Source organism: Phycisphaerales bacterium (assembly GCA_020852515.1).
Classification (GTDB): Bacteria; Planctomycetota; Phycisphaerae; order Phycisphaerales; family UBA5793; genus UBA5793.
In genome coordinates, this window is record JADZAS010000012.1 from 1 (window position 1) to 19380 (window position 19380).

The following is a 19380-nucleotide window of genomic DNA, read 5'->3' on the forward strand; positions in this document are numbered from 1 at the left end:
CCGTGTGGAAGGGCCATAGCTCAACGGATAAAAGGTACGCTGGGGATAACAGGCTGATCGCATCCGAGCGTCCATAGCGGCGATGCGGTTTGGCACCTCGATGTCGGCTCATCACATCCTGGGGCTGAAGGCGGTCCCAAGGGTTTGGCTGTTCGCCAATTAAAGTGGTACGCGAGCTGGGTTCAGACCGGCGTGAGCCAGGTCGGTCCCTATCTGCCGTGGGCGTTGCAATATTGAGAGGAGTCTTCTTCAGTACGAGAGGACCTGGAAGGAGCCACCCCTGGTGCGTCTGTTGGCACGCTCGTGCCATCGCAGAGTAGCTAAGTGGCGCAGGGATAACCGCTGAAAGCATCTAAGCAGGAAGCCCCCCTCGAGATGAATATTGCTGGCGTAAGCGAGAGACCCCCGGAAGACCACCGGGTTGATAGGCCGCAAGTGTAAGGGTCGAAATACCTTCAGCTGAGCGGTACTAACGGTCGAAGGCCTGGTCATGTCGACCACGGTCCGTATCGTCCCCTGCCCCGTGCAGGGCCGATCGACTCATTCGACATCCAGCCCACCCAAGTGCTCAGGCAACTTTGGATTTCAATTCGCGATCAACGCGTTCTCAACTCATGCCTTGTCACACGTCCGGTCGGGCGGAAACGCCCGACCGGTGCTTTGTCGGTGACCAAAGGTCTGGGGCAACACCTGTTCCCATCCCGAACACAGCAGTTAAGCCCAGGCCGCCGATGATACTGCTCAGCGGGAAAGTAGGTCATTGCCGACGCTTCAGCCCCGCAGCCCTAAAGGCTGCGGGGTTGTTTTTGCGCGCCCACCCGCCCATCGCGCGCCCATCCGGGCGCTTCTGAAGAGCCCGCCCCTCGCTCCCCATTCCGAGGTATGATGCCCAGTCGTCGCAGGATTCACTCCTGCGTCGAGCACGACGCGGCGTGGGAACTCCCCGAGTCCTACCGGGCTTCCTGCGGCTGCCCGCCCAGCGAGCGGCGGGCCGGGGACAGTGGTGAAAGCAACGAAGGAGACAGCGCATGAGCAAAGCGATCGACGATTCGGGAGAGCCTGCACCGGCGCAGGCCAGTCCGCCTGGCGCCCATTCCGGCGCGGTGCTTCCGCCTGACGCGCCGCCGGTGCTGCCCACCGAGCAGAGCGCGCCGCAGCCCATGTCGGGAATGGAGACCTACAACGTCGTCAGCGACACCATCATCGGCGTCAACGTGCGCGGCAGGGACAACCTCATCCAGTTCCTGGCCATCGTGGTGGCGGTCATCCTCGGCGTGGGCGTCGGGGCGCTGGTTTCGCCGCGCGACCGCGTCTCCGGCGCCATCTTCGGCGGGATCGCCGGCCTCATCGGCGGCCTGCTGCTCAGCGGCATCGCGCTGATGATCTATCGCGCCATCCGCCACGCCCAGGGCCGGCACGATTAACGGCCCGTCCGAGCCGTCGCCAGGGCCGGCGCCCGACTGCCAGACCGGCTGAGCCGAGCAGCGTGGGAATTGCGTTAGGCTTACCGGCGGAATGGAGCGGCCCAGCCCGGGAGTCGTTCACCGGTTCAGCGCGCAGAGGCGCCCGACGGTGCCGCCAGAGCATCGCGGGGCATCACAGAGAGGGCGTTACAATGAACCACCGAACAAAGCGCTCCGCTGCGGGGCCTTCGCGGCTGGCACTGCTCACGGTCATGAGTGCGGTGACATCCAGCGCTTCGCTGCGAGCCGACGACTGCACATGGATCAACCCGCTTGGCGGTGTGTTTGGTGAACCCGCCAACTGGGACACCGGGACCATCCCCGGAATGTTCGACCGCTCCATCTTTGATCTCTCTGCCGTCTATGCCGTCGCACTCGATGCCGATGCGCACAACGAGTACGTCCTGGTCCGGCACGGCCAAGTCACACTCGATCTCAATGGATTCATCTTCCGCAATCGCGTCGAGTCGGGCGGAACGGATCATCGGCTCGTAGTCGGGGAACAGTCAGGCGATGACGCGGCGCTGCTCATCACCGGGGGCCTGTGGGAAGCGGTGGGGGATATCAAAGTCGGCTGGCAGCAGGGCAGCATGGGCGAACTTGAATACCGCGGTTCCGGCACATCGTTGACGGGGTATGGCGGAGGTCCGTCCAATGATCGAGTCTTCGTCGGCGAATACGGCAACGGGACGCTGCGCATAACCGACGGCGCGCTATGCGAGTATGAACTCGTCGTCGGCAACCAGGTCGACTCCGCCGGCCACGCGGTGATCAGCGGCCCGGGCAGCATGCTTCGTGGCCGAGTGTACGCGGGTCTGTACGGTCAGGGGCGCCTTGAAATCCTAGATGGCGCCTCCATCACTTCGCTCGAATTCCCCATGGTGATCGGGCAGAATGGAGGCAGCTACGGAGAGACCCTCATCAGCGGCGCGGGCACGACGTACATCGGAGACATCCGAACCGGCTACGACGGAGAGGGGCATCTCACACTCAGTGCGGGCGCTTCGATGGATGGCAACCTGTTCGTCGGCGATGTCGGCGTCGGGTTCGGCACGGCCCACGTTAGCGGCGTCGGAACCCTCCTGAGCGGCGACACGCTGACGGTGGGGGGCACAACGAGCATGGGCTCGCTTCTCGTCAGCAGCGGCGGATCGATTGCGCTGGACGACAGAATCACGGTGCGCGGAACCAGCAGCCTGATGGGAGTCGCCGATCCAGGAAGCGTCATTGAGTGCCGTACTCTGCATCTCGGCCCCCTCGGCGGCGGGAACCAACTCCTCATCCAGAGTGGAGGAACGGTCGAGGTGACTCTCGGCGGCACGAGTGTCGATGCAGCCTCAGTCGTTGTGACCGATCCTGGTTCGAGGCTAAGCGACAACTCGACAACGGGCCTGCGCATCAACAGCAGCGTGTCTTCCGGCGAAGGAATGACGATCGCCAACGGCGGGGCGGTGCAGGCCCGGCGACTGCTGCTTGGCGCGGTGCCGGAGGGAAGTATCGTCGTCACCGATCCCGGATCGACGCTGACGGCGACCGGCTCGGCGGAACTCGGCGTGAACGGCCCGGGACTTCTCTCGGTGATCAACGGCGCATCGGCCTGCATCAACGAACTCATTTTGTACGACTCCGGCACCGTCGAAGGTGAGATCACCGTCGCCGGTTGCGGCGTTGGCGTCGCCGGCCCGGGTCTGGTCGCCAGAATACTGAACGTCGCGGGCGCGCCGAACCTGCCCGATACCCATATCGACGTCATGGCCGGCGGCACGCTCATCGGCGACGGGACGCTGTTCGCGGATGTCTCGAATCACGACGGCCGCGTCGACCCCGGCGACCTGTTCGACGTGCTCAAGATCGTCGGAGATTACACGCAGGCCCGCGCCGCCGGGATGACATCCCAGTTCCGCGGTCGCTATCAGGGCGAGTACGGCCGGCTCGACGTGGTCGGGCGCGCCATTCTCGATGGCGAACTTCTCTGCCAGATCTCACGCGACGTCGATTTCGAAATCGGCAATCAGATGAGCGTCCTGACCGCCAACGAGATTCAGGGGCAATTCAGTTCCGTGCGATTCTCCCGGCCCAACGGTCAGCGGCCGGAAGTGACGTATGAGCCGAATGAGGTGACCATCACGGTGGCGCGGGGAATTGCACTGGATGCAAGCGACCTCCACAAGGGCCAGGATGCGACCGTGACCATCACAAACTCGCGGCCGAACACGCCCACGTACCTCATCTACAGTCTCACCGGCCTGGGAGAGACGGAGATTCCTCAACTCGGAATCACCTGCGGCGTGCGCAATCCAAAGCTCGGCCCCCCTCCACAGCGCACCAATGCCCAGGGTGAAGCGACCTTTGTCGTCCGCGTTCCGGTCGTCAACGGCAACCCGCGCGTGTGGCTCCAAGCGGTGCAGATGCACGATGCGAGCGGTGTTCTCCAGCGCACCATCCGGGATTGAACAACCTGGTGGTTGCCAGAGCCCGGAAAAGCCGCTCGGGGGCCATGAATCCTTGGCTTCTCAAACCGGATGTGCGTATCCTTTTCAAGCCGCCGCGCGGCGGAGGTTGATGTCGCGCCGAGCAGTCTCGGCCAGCCTTCCAAGCCGATTCGCGGGACTGGGGAGTTCGGACAGTGGAACGAAAAAATCGGTTCGTGAGCGCGCTGCTCGCAGCGATTGGTCTGAGTTGCTGCGCGGCTTCGGGCCGCGCGCAGGTCGTCTACGTTGATCGCGATGCCGCCGGCGGCAACACCGGCGCGGACTGGACAAACGCCTACACCTCGCTGCAGACGGCTCTGCAGGCCGGCTGGGGGAGCGAAGTCTGGGTCGCCGAAGGGCTTTACACGCCCGCACCGCCGGGCGGCAGCGCCGCGGAGACCTTCGCCCTGCGCAGCAGCCTCGGCATCTACGGCGGGTTCGTCGGCAACGAGACGCAGCGCGAGCAGCGCGATCCCGCCGCCCACATCACCGTCCTCAGCGGCGATCTCAACGGAGACGACCAGCCCGGCTGGGTGAACATGAGCGAGAACTCCGACCACCTCGTGACGGCCAGTGGCGCCAACTCCACGGCCGTGCTCGACGGCTTCACCATCAAGGCGGCGCGCTGCACGCAGGCGTCCGGCGCGGGAATCCTCATCCTCAACGCATCGCCGATCATCCGTCAGTGCGAGATTACCGGCTGCATCGCCGATTTTTCACCGGCGGCCGGCTGCCTCGTGAACGGTGGCGCGCCGCTCTTTGAGCAGTGCGAATTCACCGGCAACTACGTATGGCTCTCGCGCGGCGCCGGAGCGTACATCGCCACCGGTTCGACGCCGACTTTCTCGGATTGCCTCTTTGCGAACAACCAGGTGCACGGCGGCGGCGCAGCCGTGGCGGACGGCGCAGCAGTCTTTGTCGAATTCGACGCGCCGTCCACCTTCGACGGCTGCACGTTCGTCAACAACATCGCCGACCCCAACTACCCGCTCTATTCCAACGGCGGCGCGCTGTGCAGCCTAGGCACGGGACTTCTCATGATCGGCTGCGACTTCGTCGCCAATCGCGCCGACACGGGAGGCGCGCTCTGGATCGGCCGCCCGGCCCGGATCGAAAACTGCCGATTCACCGGCAACCGCGCGCTCGTCGGCGGGGCGATCATCAACTTCGTTGCCGCGCCGACGCTGGTCGTCGGATCGACGTTCAGTTTCAATGACGCGGAAGACGGCGGGGCGGTGTCCAACTCCACCAATGGCGTCATCGAGTTTCACAACTCCATCCTGTGGGGCAACACGGGCATCGGCGAGACGCGCTTCAAACAGCAGGTGCACAACGCCGGCGGCGCCGTGTCGTTCTCCTATTCCTGTATCGAGGGAGTCTTCGAGACAATCCCCAACGAGGATCCGCCCAACCCGAGAAGTTACCCCGGTAGCATTGATGACAACCCGAAGTTCGTGGACGCCGATGGTGCTGACAACCGGGGCGGCACGGCCGATGATGATTTCCGACTCATGCCCGGCTCGCCGTGCATCGACGCCGCTGACAATGCGCTGTTCACGCCGGGCGTGCAGGTTGATCTGGATGGAGCGCCTCGCTTCGTCAACGACCTGGGCATGCCGGCGCGCGGCGTGGGCGGGGCGAACGTGGCGGACCTGGGCTGCTACGAGTTTCAGGGGCGCACGACCGGTTTCGTTCTCGTTCAGCCGACGCCGGGCTGGGCGAACGCGTCGAACACCTGGCGCGCGGGCGGCGTGCAACCGGGCCGGCGCGTCTACTTCGTCTATGGATTCGAGAGCGGCAGCGCCAGCGTGCCGCACTGTCCTGGTCTGACCGTCGCGATCCGCCAGCCGGTGATCGTGGGCAGCGCACCGGCCAACGGGCAGGGCGAGGCGTCCATCACGCGAAACGTGCCTGAGGCCGCGGCTGGTCGCTATATCTACTTTCAGGCGGTCGATCCATCGACCTGTCGCGTGAGCAATCGCATTCTGCGCCTGTTCTGAGCGCGGATCGCGAGCACGAAATGTGTTGCCGGCGCGGAGATCGTGCCGAGTTGATCGGCGGTTTCCGCGCCGGCGCTGCTCGGCCGCCGGCTTCACCCGTCCCGTCCGGGCAGAAATGAGTCGTGCCAATGGTCCGCGTTCTGTTCGCAGCAGTCGTCGGCGGGATCGTGGTGTTCTGCTGGGGCGCCGTTTCGCACATGCTTCTGGGCCTGGGCGATTACGGGGTGCACATGGACAAACTTCCGCAGGAAGAGGCCATTCTCGCCAGTCTGTCGGAAGGCATTCCCGAAACGGGCCTCTACCTCGTGCCGGGCATAGATCGATCCATCACCGACAAGGACCAGCAATGGGATGAAGCGCTGGCGCGGATGAAGCCAGGCCCGACGGCGTTCATGGTTGTGACGAAAGAGGGTTACGACGGCGACATGACCACGCAGATGATCGCTGAGACCGCGACCAGCACGGCGGCGGCGCTCGTCGCGGCGCTCGTGCTGCTTTCCATTCGCGGGCCGTACGTCTGGCGCGTGGCGCTCGTCGCCGGCCTGGGCCTGTTCACCTGGCTCTCCTACGGCGCCTCCGAAGTCATCTGGTATCGCTTTCCGATCGAGTTCGCTTCGGGCCAGTTGATCGACCAGGTGGCGGGGTGGGCGATCGCCGGCGTCTTCATGGCTGCGATCGTCAAGCCGCCGCGCGCTGCAGCGTGATCAACGCGGACCCGGCGCGGCCTACGATCGACCATGAAACGACACATGCTGTGTTTCGCGGCCGTGATGGCGATCGCGATCTGCGCCGCCCGTAGCGGCGCGCAGAGCGACATTGAATCTGTCGGCTCCGAACAGCGCACCGTCGGCGACGACGCCAACAAGACGTACTTTCTCATCAACGCCGCGCCCGAAGCGCCGCCGCCGCCGGCCGGCTATGGCGTCCTGTTCGTGCTGCCCGGCAGCACCGGCAGCGCCGACTTCAATCCGTTCGTGCGGCGGATCGCAAAGTTCGCAACCCCCGAGGGCTTCCTGGTCGTGCAACTTGTCGCTCCGGTGTGGCGCGAGAATCCGCCCATCGTCTGGCCGACGAAACTCGCGCCGGATGCGGCGCAGCAGTTTACGACCGAAGAGTTCATTCAGGCTGTGCTCGATGACGTCCGCGCCCAGCGGCAGGTGGATGAGGATCGCCTGTTGCTGATGGGCTGGTCGTCGAGCGGGCCGGTGGTGTACGCGATGGCGTGCCAGGAACAGACGCCTTTCGACGGGTTCTACATCTCGATGTCGGTCTTTCATCCTGACGCCATGCCGCCGCTTGAGAACGCAGCGGGCAGGCGGATTGCGATCGAGCACTCGCCACAGGACAACCGCTGTCCTTTCCGGCTGGCCGGACAGGCGCGCGATGCGCTGACCGCGGCCGGAGCAGTCGTGAAGTTCGAGACCTTCTCAGGAGGGCACGGCTGGCGCGGCGCGATCTATCCGCGCATGAAAGCGGCATTCGAGTTTCTGCTTGAGAAGCCGGCGGCGCCCGATCAACCTGAGCCCGCGGAGGCGCCCGATGCACATCCGGAATCGGAGCCGGGCCGTTGAACGACGACCGGCTCATCGCGGAGTTCGAATCGCAGATGCTGCCGTTCGATCAGTGGACGCATCGTGCCCACGTGAAGGTGGCGTACCTCTATCTTTCGCGCTTCGGATTCGACGAAGCGCTGGCTCGCCTGCGCGCCGGCATCAGGGCGTACAACGCGGCCAACAAAGTCCCCGACGGCACGCTCATGGGCTACAACGAAACGACGACGCACGCGCTGCTTCATCTCATCGAAGCGGTGCGCCGGGCTTATGCTGGCACGCACCCCGCGCAGGATGCGGACGCGTTCTATGACATGCATCCTCAACTGCACAGCAAGCACGTGTTGCGTCTGTTCTACACGCCGCAGCGGCGCATCGAGCCGGAGGCGAAGACGAAGTTTCTTGAGCCGGATCTTGCACCACTGCCGCGGTTCGTGGACCTTGATGCCGCGGAATGAATCGCGATTTCAGATGATCGGCAGGCTCACGCGCGACTCGAGTTCGGCCGTCGGTCGCGCGATGAGGTCATAGCCGTCGTGTTCGACGATCATGCAGCGCACGAGTTCACCCGGCGTCAGCGGCTGGCGGCTCTGTACAAACGTAACGGCGTCGATCTGCGGCGCCTGGAAATAACAGCGTCCCACGGCGAGATGGCCGGCTTCGCTCACGCCCGTCGTCGCCAGGCCGGTGGTCGTCGTCGGCTGATCGATGAGCACGTCGAACTGCACGCCGTTGTTGCGGGCCCTGGCCGGGTTCTGCTCCGCGTACCGCTGGTAAAACGACGCAAGATAGCCTGCCTGCTCGAATGCGACGCGCTGCTGCACCTGCATGATCTCGTCGTAGCGCCGCTGCTTGACTTCGGGGGGCACGGCCAGCGATGCGTCGCGCTCGGCCATCTCAGCCGGTGTGCCGGGCTCGGGAGAATACTGAAACGCGCCGAGGGCTTCAAAGCCGAAACTCTCGATGAACTCGAGCAGTTCCTGGTGATCCTCTTCAGTTTCGCCGGGATAGCCGGTGATCATCGTGGTGCGGATGGCCATGCCTGGGACGCGGTCGCGCAGCTTGCCAAGCAGTTCTTCGATCAGCGCGCGGCTGGTGTGGCGGCGCATTGCGGTGAGAACGCGATCGCTGATGTGCTGCAGGGGCATGTCGATGTACTTGACCACGTTGGGCAGATCGGCGATGGTGTCGATCATCTCGTCGGTGAAACACGATGGATAGGCGTACATGAGCCGCAGCCAGGCGCTGCCGTGGTCGCGCGCGGCCCGATCGAGTTGCGTGAGCATGCCCGGCAGGCCGGGTGCGTAGCCGATGTCATGACCGAAACTCGTCGTGTCCTGGCCGATGAGATTGAGTTCGAAGGCGCCGTCGGCGAAGAGTTCGCCCGCTTCGCTGAGAATCGCCTCGATCGGTTTGGAGCGCATCTTGCCACGAATGCTGGGGATGGTGCAGAAAGCACAACGCTGGTTGCAGCCTTCGGAGACGCGCAGGTAGGCATAGTGGCGCGGGGTCAATCGCAGCCGGGCCGCATCGCTTTCGAAGTAGCCCACGCCCTTGCCGTCCGCGCCGTTGACGGTCAGTCCGGCGACGGCCATGCCGCGCTGCTGGGCGGCGATGAGCGCGTTGCCGGCAATCCAGTAGTTGGGGCGCTCGGCCTCATCAGGTAGACTTTGACGCACCGCCCCGTTGCCGCGCACCGCCTCGACAATGTGGTCGCGATCAAAGACGCCGATGAGCGCATCAATGTCCGGACACCATTCGAGCATCTTGGCCCGGTGCCGCTGCACGAGACAGCCGGCGACGACGAGCCGCTGCAGTTGTCCCGCCTTCTTGCGCTGGGCCGCCTCGCGGATGACCTCGAGCGACTCATCCTTGGATGCTTCGAGGAAGCCGCAGGTGTTGACGACGATGGCGTCGGCGGCGTCGTGGTCGCTGGTGGGCTCCAGGCCGTCCATCGCCAGCAGTCCGAGCATCTTCTCGGAATCGACCAGGTTTTTCGGGCAGCCGAGGCTGACGAAGGCGATCTTGCGGATGCTGGAAGGGGCCGTGGACATGAGGCGGATTGTAGGTTGGCGCCGATCGACGCGTCCGGGATTGAAAGTCGCTGCCTGCGGTCGCGCTCCCCTCCGGGAGCCTTCGGGTCGCGGCTAAACGGGCTTGCCTCGCTACGATTTCTCATGCAGATTGTCTGGACCGCGGCCGATCTCGAGGAGTTTCATGGCGGGGTCTGCGTGCCCACGATGGGCGCGCTCCACGAAGGGCACCTCTCGCTCATCCGCCGGGCCCGCGAGGAGGCCGACGCCCATGCGGCTCCACTGCCCGTGGCCGTGACGATCTTCGTGAATCCGGCGCAGTTCGCCCCCGGCGAAGACTTCGCCCGCTATCCGCGCACCTTCGAGGCCGACTGCAGCAAGGCCGAGAGTTGCGGGGCCGATGTGGTGTTCGCGCCCGAGGTGGGGGAGGTGTACCCGCAGGGGGTCGAGGCGCCGATCGATCCGCGCGTGGTGATTCCCGAGGTGGCCCGCCGGCCGGGGCTGGAGGAAAAGAGCCGGCCGCAGTTCTTCATCGGCGTGTGCCGGGTCGTGCATCGGCTGTTTGAAATGGTCAAGCCGCGCGCTGCGGTGTTCGGCGAAAAGGACTACCAGCAGCTGCTCACTATCCGCGCGATGGCGCGCGACATGGCGCTCACGGTGGAGATTCTCTCGGAGCCGACGGTGCGCGAGGAAGATGGCCTGGCGATGAGCAGCCGCAATGTGTATCTCGCGCCGCCGCAGCGCAAGCGGGCGCTGGCGCTGAGCAAGGCGCTCAAGGCAGCGCGGGGCGCATCGAGCGTCGCCGAGGCAGAGAGCGCGATGCGCTCGATTCTGCTGGCCAACCAGGTCGAGATCGACTACGCCGTGGTGCGCGATGCGCACACGCTCATGCCGATCGAGAGCCTGGCGCTCCCGGCCCGCGCGCTGGTCGCCGGGCGCGTGGGACCGGTGCGGTTGATTGACAATATGGCGGTGTGAAGGCGGGAGCTGGTACGCGTCCGCGAAGCTGACGTGATTGTCCGTCGGCATCCTGCAGTCGGCGCTTCAAGGGTCCATCGGGGCGCCTTCGATCGCACCGATGGCGGCTTTCAGGAGTGCTTGTTCGTGGGGATTGCGACAGTCACGCAGCATTCTCTTCAGAGTGGGCAGCGCGGGTTGAGCAGCGCGTCCGAATGTCGTGAGTGTCTCAATGGAAGTCTGACGGATGTATGGCTGGTCGCGATCGAGCAGAGGCACCAGCACGGGCACAAACTCATCAGCATGCTCCGGATAACGTCGCATCATCTGAATAGAGACAAAGTAGGCATTATCCGACTCGTGCTGCACTGTCAGCTCAGCCGGACAGTGCTTCGCAATGGTCACCAATATCGGCACGACGGCTCCCACTGGAGGGCGAAGCTCCAGCACTTGCAGTGTCGCCATAGCGGTCGCAGCATCGCCGATGAGTTCGCGCCAGTTCACCTGACTCAGGCTCGTCGGTAGTACTGCGGCGAGCACGGCGATCGCCGTTCCTCGCACTTCGGGAACCGAATGCGATGTCAGTTCGATCAGCGAGGCGGCGGCGGCCTCAGACTCGGGCGCAAGTGTGATCAACGATGCGGCACTCCGATTCCTGAGCCACCAGTCACCGCTCTGGAGTCCGCTGAACAGGGCAGGAAGTACGCTCTGATCACCGATCGAACCGAGCGTCTCAGCGGCTGCTCCTGCTGCGGGATCGCCGCCCACGATGAGTTCCATGAGACGAACAAGCGCAGCCGGCACGGGCTTGCCGAAACGGCCGACGCCCCATGCGCACTCAGCACGAACTCCACCATCAGCATCGTGCAGTCCCGCCAGCATCAGGTCGAGAATCTCGCGATCACCCGCCGCGAATCGCGAGAGTCCTCTTGCGGCCCCTGACCGCACGCCTGCCGATGAGTCGTTCGTGAGTTCGATAAGGCGACTCCTGATCTCCTGTTCCGAGACCGGTGCGAGATTGCAGCCCATCGAATACCAGGCGGCGTGGCCCCGCAGAGCGGGATCGGCATCGCCCATCCAGTCAAGCAGCGTTTCACCGACCGCTGCGTTCTCGTCGAGTTCAAGTATGAAGTCCAGCATCTCGATACGAGTTGCCCGGCCCTGGTCCTGTCCAAGCATCCTTGAAGCCTGCCACGCCGCGATTCGGCGCTGCCATTTCCAGATCCGCCGATTGTACAATTCGTTAAGTGCACCGCGGCCATAGCGCGGCATTACGCCGATCACGATCATCGTCGGCGCTGCGGCGAGCCAGCCGTTGCGCTGCGCCTTGGGAACCAGCCACAACACGCGTGCAGCGACCGCCAATACCACGAATACAGCGATCCACCGCCATCTTCGCCTCGTCTTGAAAAACTGCCGCTCGCGCTTGGCGGTGTAGCCACACTCGGGGCAGGTCAGCGATTCGCTGCCGCGCAGGTCGTACCAGCACTTCGGGCAGCGGCGCCGGCCGCGCGAGCGATCGCGAAAGAGCGCCCAGTAGAGCAGCGCCATCCCGGCCAGGCCGGTGAGCACCGCAAGCGATTGGTATGCCAGATCCGGCATGTGCGAATTCTACCGGGCAGGCGCCGAAGCAATACCTGCCCAAGCGATGCGCCTTCGACGGGTTCAGTCCCAGGAAGCGCGGCGCCATACTGCAGCGCGCGGCACCGCGCCGCTCACGGCCCCTTGCACGGCCCGGGCAGATCCGCTTCGCCGAGCATCTTGAAGTTCTTGGCGCGGAGAATCTGACCCGCGAGCACTTGGTCATCGACGGCCAGGGCGATGACCGGGCAGCCGCCCGAAGTCAGCATGAGCGGATACGCGAAGTGGATGCTCAGTTCAGCGCCGAGCAGGTACAGGCACATCCGCGTGAGCGAGTGCGCCGATGCGACCTCGACGAGCAGCAGATCCATCTCGGCAAACGCGAGGCCTCGCTCGCGCAACAGGCCGCGCGCCAGGCGCGAGTTGTTGGGGATGATGCGGATGACGGCGTGGTCCGAGGCGTCGAGGACGCTCAGCGCGCACACCTGCACCTGCGGATGCTCTTCGAACACTTCGAGCAGTTCGTAGAGCTTGCCGACGCGGTTGTCGAGAAAGACGCTGAACTGGCGGGCTGACGGCGGCGCATAGCCGTGCTCAGTCTCCAGAGGCGTGGGGGCTTGGCTCATCATCGAGGGACTTTCGAAGGGGTCCGGCAGAAATGGAGAGCGGTCGCTGGGGATCGGAGCCACGAACCGAATCCCCAGCGACGCTGCTTCTCCGCATTAACATACCACATCCAACGGCCAAACGGAAGCGGAATCCGGGATTTTGCCCATCATTGTGCGGGTTCGATGAACTCGACGCCGCCCGTCGCGGGGACCAGCCCCACCGCAGCGGCCTCGGCAAGGAATCGGGATACCGCCTCCCGGCCCACTGGGCCGAAATCCAGCGTGTGCTTGTTCACGTACATGGCTACGAAGCGATCGGCGAGGGCGCGGTCCATGCCGCGGGCGTAGGTCAGGGCGTAGTCGATCGCCTCCTCGCGGTGCTCGAGAGCGAAGTTGAGCGATCTCAACAGAAGAGCGGTCACCTCCCGGAGCGTTCCCGGGCCGAAGCGGTCCTCGAGATCGCGGCGGATCACGTTGCCGCCCAGCGGCAACGGCAGGCCCGTCCGGCCGGTCCACCAGGCGCCCAGGTCGGCCAGCAGGACCAGGCCGCGATCCTGAAAGGTGAGCTGGCCCTCGTGGATGACCAGCCCGGCATCGAAGCGGCCGTCGGCTACCTCGTCGATGATCCGGTCGAAGGGGACTTCGGTGCTGCGGACTTTCGACGTGTCGCCGAGCATCAGGCCGGTCGCAAGCCAGGCGCTGGTGCGGCGGCCGGGGATGGCCAGCGTCGCCTTGCCGGAGCGGATCTGGTCCAGCGGCGTCGGCTCGCGAGCGACCAGGCGCGGGCCGTAGCCGTCACCCATTGACGAGCCGCAGGAGGTGAAGACGTAGCGATCGGCCACGTGCGGGTACTGCGCGACGGAGATAGCGGTGATCTCCAGTTCGCCGCCATCGCTGCGCCGGTTGAGCGTCTCGATGTCCTGCTGCACGGCTTCAAAACGGAAGCGGCCGGTGTCGAGCGCCGGCTCAGCGCCCGCGATGCCCGTGATCGGAAACCACATGAACGCATCGTCGGGGTCGGGCGAGTGTCCGAGGCGCAGCACGGGCCGGGCATCGCTGGTTTTTGGGGAGAAAGTCATGAGGCGGTCGATGTTGAAACACCGGTCGATGCGGCCGGGTGACTTTTCGATCGTAGGGCGGCCAGCAGCCGCGGGAGCCTCGACGTGCCGATGATTGAGCCCTGGCGTGACTCAGAGATCGAACTGCTGCCGATCGTCGTGGGCATCCATCTTGACGCCGAGGTGTACGACCGGCCGCTGGCCATGCGGCTGGTCGATGCGATCCACCGCTGGCAGCACGCCTACTGCGACGAGCCGATCTGCCGGCCGACGGTGATTTCCGATGCGCTGTACCTCAGCGACGAGACAATGCAGCGCCGCGCGGTCATCAGCCTGGGCCATGCGCGCATCAATGCGCTCAGCGCCGCGCTGGTGGAGCGCCTGCCGGTCGTCTATTCGAGGCATGGGCGAGTGGCCATTCAGTCGGACCTCCGATGCGAGCCGGCGCGTTTGTGTGCATGGTCGGCGCACCGCGATGCGGGCATCGAGGCCGTCGATCGGCTCATCGACGTCGAACTGGACGACTTTCTGGAGTCGGTGGCGGCTGCGGCGCCGGCGGTTTGAACCGGCCGCACTCAGTGGATGAGCATCGAGTCGTATTCGCCGCCGGGCATCTCAGTGCCGATGAAGAGCGTGCGCTTCGACCGGCACGGATCGGGCACCCAGATGTTGTCGTTGCCGAACTGTGCCGAATCGAGCCACATGGCGCTGCCGTCTGAGAGCAGGGCGTTCTGCCCGCGACGATGGCTGGGCGACAGGGCATCGACACTGATCTGCCGGCCGTCTCGCGCCGCCTCGACAAGCGGGCTCTTATCCGCGAGGATCACCATCGTGGGGGCGGTGTTCCAGCGCGGCCTGGCGCCGGCGAGCATATTCTGGAAACTGAAACTCGTCGCCCGGGCTGAGGGCCAGTTGTCGAGTTCACGCAGCACCACTTCGGATTCGGCGAAGGGGTTGCCGGGGCAAGCGAGACCGTCGAAGTCGATGAACCCGGCCTTGGCCAGGTGGAACAGGTTGGATGAGTTCGCCCGGCTCTCGAGCCAGTTGCCGTTGGGCGCGCTGGCCATCCGGATGGGCAGCGAGCCGTCGGACGTGCTGGCGTAGCTGGACAGAGCGGACGCGATCTGGCCCAGCCCGCCGAAGCACGCCTGCTGGATGGCGCTGCGGCGCATGTTGGCGAGCATGGGAACGGTCACGCTGACCAGAATCAGGATCGCGGCGGCGGCGGCCAGGGAGGTGCGCCAGTTGAACGAGCCGAGAAACCACAGCCCGGGGCTGTGATCTCCTCCTTCGATCGCCAGCGCCGGCACGCGCCTGCTGCGTTCGTACTGGTCGATGCGCAGCATCGTCGCTGCGACCAGGCGGTGTTCATCGATCGGTTCGTCTGGATACTGATGCACCAGTCCGAGGATCTCGAGCAGTCGCTCGGCGCGGGCCCGGTCCGGCCCTTCAAACTGACCGGGATCAAAGTTGCATTCCATCAGAGCGTCGAGAAGGACGCAGTCGGCTTCGCACAGACACACGTCGTACGCCTCGGGATTCTGGCTGGTCGATTGCTCGGTCATTGGTTGAAATCCGCCTCCGCCTTGCCGTTTACCCGTCGCCACTGGTCTGCGAACTTCGCGACTGCGGCGTGCAGACGCGACTTGACCGTACCCAGCGGTATCTCGAGAGACTCTGCGATGTCGTTGTAACTGAGCCTCTGGAAGTAGGCCAGCAGCAGTATCTCCCGAAGATGTTCGGGCATCGAATCAATTGTCTTTCGGACGAGTTCGCGCAACTCCGTTTCGTCGAGGTGGGCGTCGATGGGCTCGCCCGAATCAGCCAAAAAATCGATGATGTTCGCTCCCGTGCCCGTCGCGTTTTCGGACGTGCCGCCCGGCCGCACCGGGGCGGAAAGGTCCACCATCGCCAATCGTCTGCTGTTCTTACGGTACCAGTCTCGTCCCTTGTTCGCGGCAATTGTGAAAAGCCACGGGCGAAAGCGCCGGCTGACGTCAAAGTCATCCGCCGACTGGTGAACCTGGAGAAAAGTCTCCTGAAAAACGTCTTCCGCGGCGGCCCGGTTGCCCAGCTGCCGCGACAGAAAACCCAGCAATTCAGGCTGATAGCGGCGGACCAGGGCCTCCATGGCCTCGCGCTCGCCCATCCGGTAGGCTTGCACAAGTTGTTCGTCGCTACGCTGGTCCACGGCTTCTCGCTGGTGATTGGGCGCAGGAGATGAGACAAAACCGTACGCCGCCATGCCTGACCGCGGGAGGAGGGCACGGGTTCCAGTATACGCGAACAAGCCCCATCGGATGGTGAGGCGATCTTGCAAGGGACAATCCCGGTCCTAGGATCACCGGATAGCGCGGCCGGGCCGCACGCCACTGAGCCGCTCGCCTCTGCGGGAGAGATGGATGGGTGTTCCAGTCAGCCAGATGTGGACCGTGGCGACCTACGTGCTCGCCCAGCGGCTGCGCGGCCGGCGGCGCTACCCGCTGGTGCTCATGCTTGAGCCGCTCTTCCGGTGCAACTTGGCTTGCGCCGGCTGCGGGAAGATCCAGTACCCGGCTCACATCCTCAAGCAGCACCTCAGCGTCGAAGACTGTCTCCGGGCGGTCGAGGAGTGCGGCGCGCCGATGGTGTCCATTCCCGGCGGCGAGCCGCTCATGCACCCGGAGATCGACGTGCTTGTGCGCGAACTCGTCAGCCGCCGCAAGTACATCTACCTGTGCACCAACGCGGTCCTGCTCAAGGAAAAGATCGATCTCTTTACCCCGAGCAAATACCTGACTTTCTCGGTGCACATGGATGGACAGGAAGAGCACCACGACTTTGCCGTGTGCCGCGAGGGCGTGTACCAGGATGCCGCCGAAGCGATCCGCCTGGCGGTGCAGCGCGGTTTCCGCGTCACGACGAACACGACGCTCTTCGAGGGCGCCGATCCCAACTCCGTTCGCGCGTTCTTTGACGAGATGATGGAGCTGGGCGTCGAGGGCATGATGGTCTCGCCCGGCTACGCCTACGAGAAGGCCCCGGATCAGAAGAACTTCCTCAAGCGGCAGCGCACGCACCACCTGTTCAACATGATCCTGAGCAACCGCGACGGGGGGAAGCGCCGGTGGCGGTTCAACCAGAGCCCGCTGTTTCTCGAGTTCCTCATGGGACGGCGGGATTATGAGTGCACGCCGTGGGGCAATCCGACGTACAACCTCTTCGGCTGGCAGAAGCCGTGCTATCTGCTGCAGGACGGCTACGCCGACACCTTTGCCGAGCTGATGCAGGAGACGCAGTGGGACCATTACGGCCGCGCGTCGGGCAACGACAAGTGCCAGAACTGCATGGTGCACTGTGGCTACGAGCCCACGGCCGTGAACCACACCTTCTCGGGAATCGGTGGCATGCTCGCGACGATCCGCGCGATGCTGGCGGGGACCTATCGCGACCGGGCCGCGCTTGCGTCGCTTGAAGCCGAGAAGGCCCGCCCGCACGGCCCGCTGGTGCAACTGGGCCTGGCCGAAGTGAAGCCTGCCGGCCGTGACGCAGGCGACGAGCCGCCCGGTTCCACGGTCCGCGTTGGCCGCAAGGGCACGCAGCGCGTGGTGGCGTAGACGACGGCGCCGCAACTGACGAAAAGTACCCTGATTTGCTGGAACCTGTGCCACCAAGAAGACAAGGATGCGCCGTGGCGAGACCAGCAGCGTTCTACGGATTGAATGACCGGCGACTCAGTTGAAGTGGCTGGACTCGGGCGTCACTTCGACGGTGAGGGATGGAATCGATTCGTGCGCATCGGCCTCTGCTCCTGGTCTCTCAAACCTGCTTCGCCGCAGGATCTGGTGCGCAAGGTGCGCGCTGTGGGTGTGTCGTGCGTGCAACTGGCGCTCGATCCCATTCGCCTCGGCAGCTGGTCGCTCGTCGAGACGCGTGAGGCGCTCAGCGCCGCCCGCATCGCCATCGCCTCGGGCATGATGGCGATGGAGGGCGAGGACTACTCCACACTGGATTCGATCCGACGCACGGGCGGCGTCGCGCCGGATGCGACGTGGCCCGCCAACCGCCGCGCCGCAGAGCAGGACGCGGGCATCGCCGCCGAACTGGGCCTGCGGCTCGTGACCTTTCACGCCGGGTTCATTCCGCATGAGCAGCGCGATCCGCAGCGGCCGGTGATGCTGCAGCGGCTGCGCGAACTGGCGGATGTGTTCGACGACGCGGGCGTGCGCATCGCATTCGAGACCGGCCAGGAGACGGCGGGCACACTCCTGACCGCTCTTGACGATCTCGACCGGCCGCAGGTCGGCGTTAACTTCGATCCGGCAAACATGATCCTCTACGGCATGGGCGATCCCGTGGAGTCGCTGCGCCGACTGGCGCTGCGCATCGCGCAGATTCACATCAAAGACGCCTTGGCAACGGCGACGCCGGGCACGTGGGGCCGCGAGGTGCGCGCCGGCACAGGCGAAGTGGACTGGCCGGCGTTCTTCGCCGCCATGCGAGCGTGCGGAATCAAGTGCGATCTCATGATCGAGCGCGAAGCGGGCGAGGAGCGCATCGCCGACATGAGCGCGGCGAGGGAACTGGTCGAGAAGTTGGGCCGCTGACCCAAGCCTTGCTGCGCCGTCCGGCCAATGATCACTCATGTCATCGAACAGGCCCATCGGCGTCGGCGTGATCGGACTGGGCTTCATGGGCCAGACGCACCTGCGATGCTACCGCGCTGCCGACAAGGCGGGCCACGCCAACCGTCTCGTGGCGGTGTGCGACAGTAGCGCCGAGCGGCGGGCCGGGCGGATCGAAGCGGCGGGGAATATCGCCACCGGCGGGGGAGTGGCGTTCGATGCGGCCAGCGTCAGTGCATACGCATCGGCGGCGGAACTGCTCGCCGACCCCGCGGTCGATCTTGTGAGCATCTGCACGCACACCGACACGCACGCCGACCTGGCGATCGCGGCGCTGGAGGCGGGCAAGCACGTTCTGGTCGAAAAGCCGGTGGCCATTGCCTCGGCCCAAGTGCAGCGCGTGGCGGATGCGGCGCTGCGTTCGGAACGGCTTTGCATGCCCGGCCTGTGCATCCGCTTCTGGCCGGCGTGGGCGTGGCTGCGCGAGCGCATCGTCGACGGCGCGTTCGGCAGCGTGCGCAGCGCCACTTTTCATCGGCTCGCCTCGCCGCCGGGCTGGGCGTCGGCGTTCTACACCGACGACTCGCGCACCGGGGGCGCCCTGGTCGATCTGCACATCCACGACGCCGATTTCGTGCGTTGGGTGTTCGGCGATCCGCAGGCCGTCGTGTCAGCGGGCACGCTCGATCACGTAACCACGATCTATCGCTACGGCGCGGATGGGCCCAGCCACGTCGTGGCCGAGGGCGGTTGGGACCACACGCACGGCTTTGAATTCCGCATGCGCTATGTCGTGCTCTTCGAGCACGCCACGGCGGACTTCGATCTCGGCCGCAACCCGCAACTGCTCATTGCCCGCAACGGGCAGCGCCAGGCCGTCGAACTCGACGCGATCACCGGTTACGACGCGGAGATCCGCCACCTGCTCGACGCCATCGCCACCGGTCGGCGCGAACTCAACGCCACCATCGACGATGCCGTGGCGGCGGCCCGGCTGCTCGAAGCCGAGCGCGAGAGCCTGCGCACCGAGCGTCGCGTCGAACTGCGCTGACCGG

Annotated in this window: 17 protein-coding genes and 2 rRNA genes; 13 read left to right on the forward strand and 6 right to left on the reverse strand. The window is 65.2% G+C overall.

Annotated features, from left to right (window positions below):
* From IT430_06005 to IT430_06040, 8 genes are all read left to right on the forward strand, one after another.
* Window positions 1–492: ribosomal RNA gene (locus IT430_06005) — 23S ribosomal RNA — on the forward strand; the annotation flags it as partial.
* A 170-nt stretch (window positions 493–662) separates the two neighbouring features.
* Window positions 663–769: ribosomal RNA gene (rrf, locus tag IT430_06010) — 5S ribosomal RNA — on the forward strand.
* A gap of 259 nt (window positions 770–1028) precedes the next feature.
* On the forward strand, window positions 1029–1424 hold the full coding sequence (locus IT430_06015; protein MCC6907477.1) for a hypothetical protein: 396 nt from the start codon (window positions 1029–1031) through the stop codon (window positions 1422–1424).
* Between the two features lie 191 nt (window positions 1425–1615).
* A complete protein-coding gene (locus IT430_06020; GenBank protein ID MCC6907478.1) occupies window positions 1616–3916 on the forward strand; it encodes a hypothetical protein in 2301 nt (766 codons plus the stop codon).
* A 194-nt stretch (window positions 3917–4110) separates the two neighbouring features.
* A complete protein-coding gene (locus tag IT430_06025) occupies window positions 4111–5934 on the forward strand; it encodes a right-handed parallel beta-helix repeat-containing protein (protein ID MCC6907479.1) in 1824 nt (607 codons plus the stop codon).
* Window positions 5935–6062: 128 nt separating this feature from the next.
* Entirely contained in the window at window positions 6063–6638 is a 576-nt protein-coding gene (locus IT430_06030; GenBank protein MCC6907480.1) for a hypothetical protein, read from the forward strand.
* A gap of 33 nt (window positions 6639–6671) precedes the next feature.
* Window positions 6672–7505 carry a hypothetical protein gene (locus IT430_06035; GenBank protein ID MCC6907481.1) on the forward strand — a complete coding sequence of 278 codons (834 nt, stop codon included), beginning with the start codon at window positions 6672–6674 and terminating at the stop codon, window positions 7503–7505.
* On the forward strand, window positions 7502–7942 hold the full coding sequence (locus IT430_06040) for a hypothetical protein (protein ID MCC6907482.1): 441 nt from the start codon (window positions 7502–7504) through the stop codon (window positions 7940–7942). Before IT430_06035 ends, IT430_06040 begins: the two co-directional genes overlap by 4 nt.
* A 9-nt stretch (window positions 7943–7951) precedes the next feature.
* Here IT430_06040 and rimO read toward each other — a convergent pair whose 3' ends face one another.
* Window positions 7952–9538 carry a 30S ribosomal protein S12 methylthiotransferase RimO gene (gene rimO, locus IT430_06045; protein MCC6907483.1) on the reverse strand — a complete coding sequence of 529 codons (1587 nt, stop codon included), beginning with the start codon at window positions 9536–9538 and terminating at the stop codon, window positions 7952–7954.
* 123 nt (window positions 9539–9661) lie between these two features.
* Here rimO and IT430_06050 point away from each other — a divergent pair, with 123 nt between their 5' ends.
* Complete coding sequence (locus IT430_06050; GenBank protein MCC6907484.1) at window positions 9662–10495, forward strand: pantoate--beta-alanine ligase; 834 nt, start codon at window positions 9662–9664, stop codon at window positions 10493–10495.
* Between the two features lie 66 nt (window positions 10496–10561).
* Here the strand turns inward: IT430_06050 and IT430_06055 are convergent, their stop codons facing one another.
* From IT430_06055 to IT430_06065, 3 genes are all read right to left on the reverse strand, one after another.
* Window positions 10562–11845: a HEAT repeat domain-containing protein gene (locus IT430_06055; GenBank protein MCC6907485.1), complete on the reverse strand. Its 1284-nt coding sequence runs from the start codon at window positions 11843–11845 to the stop codon at window positions 10562–10564.
* 344 nt (window positions 11846–12189) lie between these two features.
* Entirely contained in the window at window positions 12190–12684 is a 495-nt protein-coding gene (locus tag IT430_06060; protein MCC6907486.1) for a hypothetical protein, read from the reverse strand.
* Between the two features lie 146 nt (window positions 12685–12830).
* Window positions 12831–13742 carry an ABC transporter substrate-binding protein gene (locus IT430_06065; protein ID MCC6907487.1) on the reverse strand — a complete coding sequence of 304 codons (912 nt, stop codon included), beginning with the start codon at window positions 13740–13742 and terminating at the stop codon, window positions 12831–12833.
* An 84-nt stretch (window positions 13743–13826) separates the two neighbouring features.
* Between IT430_06065 and IT430_06070 the strand changes: the two genes are divergently transcribed.
* The gene (locus IT430_06070; protein MCC6907488.1) at window positions 13827–14285 is read left to right on the forward strand and encodes a hypothetical protein; all 459 of its coding nucleotides are present in this window, start codon (window positions 13827–13829) and stop codon (window positions 14283–14285) included.
* Between the two features lie 11 nt (window positions 14286–14296).
* On the opposite strand, the gene IT430_06075 is transcribed toward IT430_06070, so the two are convergent.
* Window positions 14297–15286, reverse strand: coding sequence for a hypothetical protein (locus tag IT430_06075; GenBank protein MCC6907489.1), 990 nt, complete (start codon window positions 15284–15286; stop codon window positions 14297–14299).
* Window positions 15283–15912 (reverse strand): sigma-70 family RNA polymerase sigma factor, encoded by a 630-nt coding sequence (locus IT430_06080; protein MCC6907490.1) that lies wholly within the window; start codon window positions 15910–15912, stop codon window positions 15283–15285. Before IT430_06080 ends, IT430_06075 begins: the two co-directional genes overlap by 4 nt.
* Window positions 15913–16123: 211 nt before the next feature.
* Here IT430_06080 and hpnH point away from each other — a divergent pair, with 211 nt between their 5' ends.
* The 3 genes from hpnH to IT430_06095 all read left to right on the forward strand — a co-directional run bounded on the left by hpnH (window position 16124) and on the right by IT430_06095 (window position 19376).
* Window positions 16124–17317, forward strand: a complete 1194-nt coding sequence (gene hpnH, locus IT430_06085) for an adenosyl-hopene transferase HpnH (protein MCC6907491.1) — start codon at window positions 16124–16126, stop codon at window positions 17315–17317.
* A 174-nt stretch (window positions 17318–17491) separates the two neighbouring features.
* Window positions 17492–18307 carry a sugar phosphate isomerase/epimerase gene (locus IT430_06090; protein ID MCC6907492.1) on the forward strand — a complete coding sequence of 272 codons (816 nt, stop codon included), beginning with the start codon at window positions 17492–17494 and terminating at the stop codon, window positions 18305–18307.
* A 37-nt stretch (window positions 18308–18344) separates the two neighbouring features.
* Window positions 18345–19376, forward strand: a complete 1032-nt coding sequence (locus IT430_06095; protein MCC6907493.1) for a Gfo/Idh/MocA family oxidoreductase — start codon at window positions 18345–18347, stop codon at window positions 19374–19376.
* Window positions 19377–19380: the final 4 nt, after the last annotated feature.

Coding starts and splice junctions, on each gene's coding strand:
- IT430_06015 (MCC6907477.1), top strand. CDS start 1,029: ATGAGCAAAGCGATCGACGATTCGGGAGAGCCTGCACCGGCGCAGGCC.
- IT430_06020 (MCC6907478.1), top strand. CDS start 1,616: ATGAACCACCGAACAAAGCGCTCCGCTGCGGGGCCTTCGCGGCTGGCA.
- IT430_06030 (MCC6907480.1), top strand. CDS start 6,063: ATGGTCCGCGTTCTGTTCGCAGCAGTCGTCGGCGGGATCGTGGTGTTC.
- IT430_06035 (MCC6907481.1), top strand. CDS start 6,672: ATGAAACGACACATGCTGTGTTTCGCGGCCGTGATGGCGATCGCGATC.
- rimO (MCC6907483.1), bottom strand. CDS start 9,538: ATGTCCACGGCCCCTTCCAGCATCCGCAAGATCGCCTTCGTCAGCCTC.
- IT430_06050 (MCC6907484.1), top strand. CDS start 9,662: ATGCAGATTGTCTGGACCGCGGCCGATCTCGAGGAGTTTCATGGCGGG.
- IT430_06060 (MCC6907486.1), bottom strand. CDS start 12,684: ATGATGAGCCAAGCCCCCACGCCTCTGGAGACTGAGCACGGCTATGCG.
- IT430_06065 (MCC6907487.1), bottom strand. CDS start 13,742: ATGACTTTCTCCCCAAAAACCAGCGATGCCCGGCCCGTGCTGCGCCTC.
- IT430_06075 (MCC6907489.1), bottom strand. CDS start 15,286: ATGACCGAGCAATCGACCAGCCAGAATCCCGAGGCGTACGACGTGTGT.
- hpnH (MCC6907491.1), top strand. CDS start 16,124: ATGGGTGTTCCAGTCAGCCAGATGTGGACCGTGGCGACCTACGTGCTC.
- IT430_06095 (MCC6907493.1), top strand. CDS start 18,345: ATGTCATCGAACAGGCCCATCGGCGTCGGCGTGATCGGACTGGGCTTC.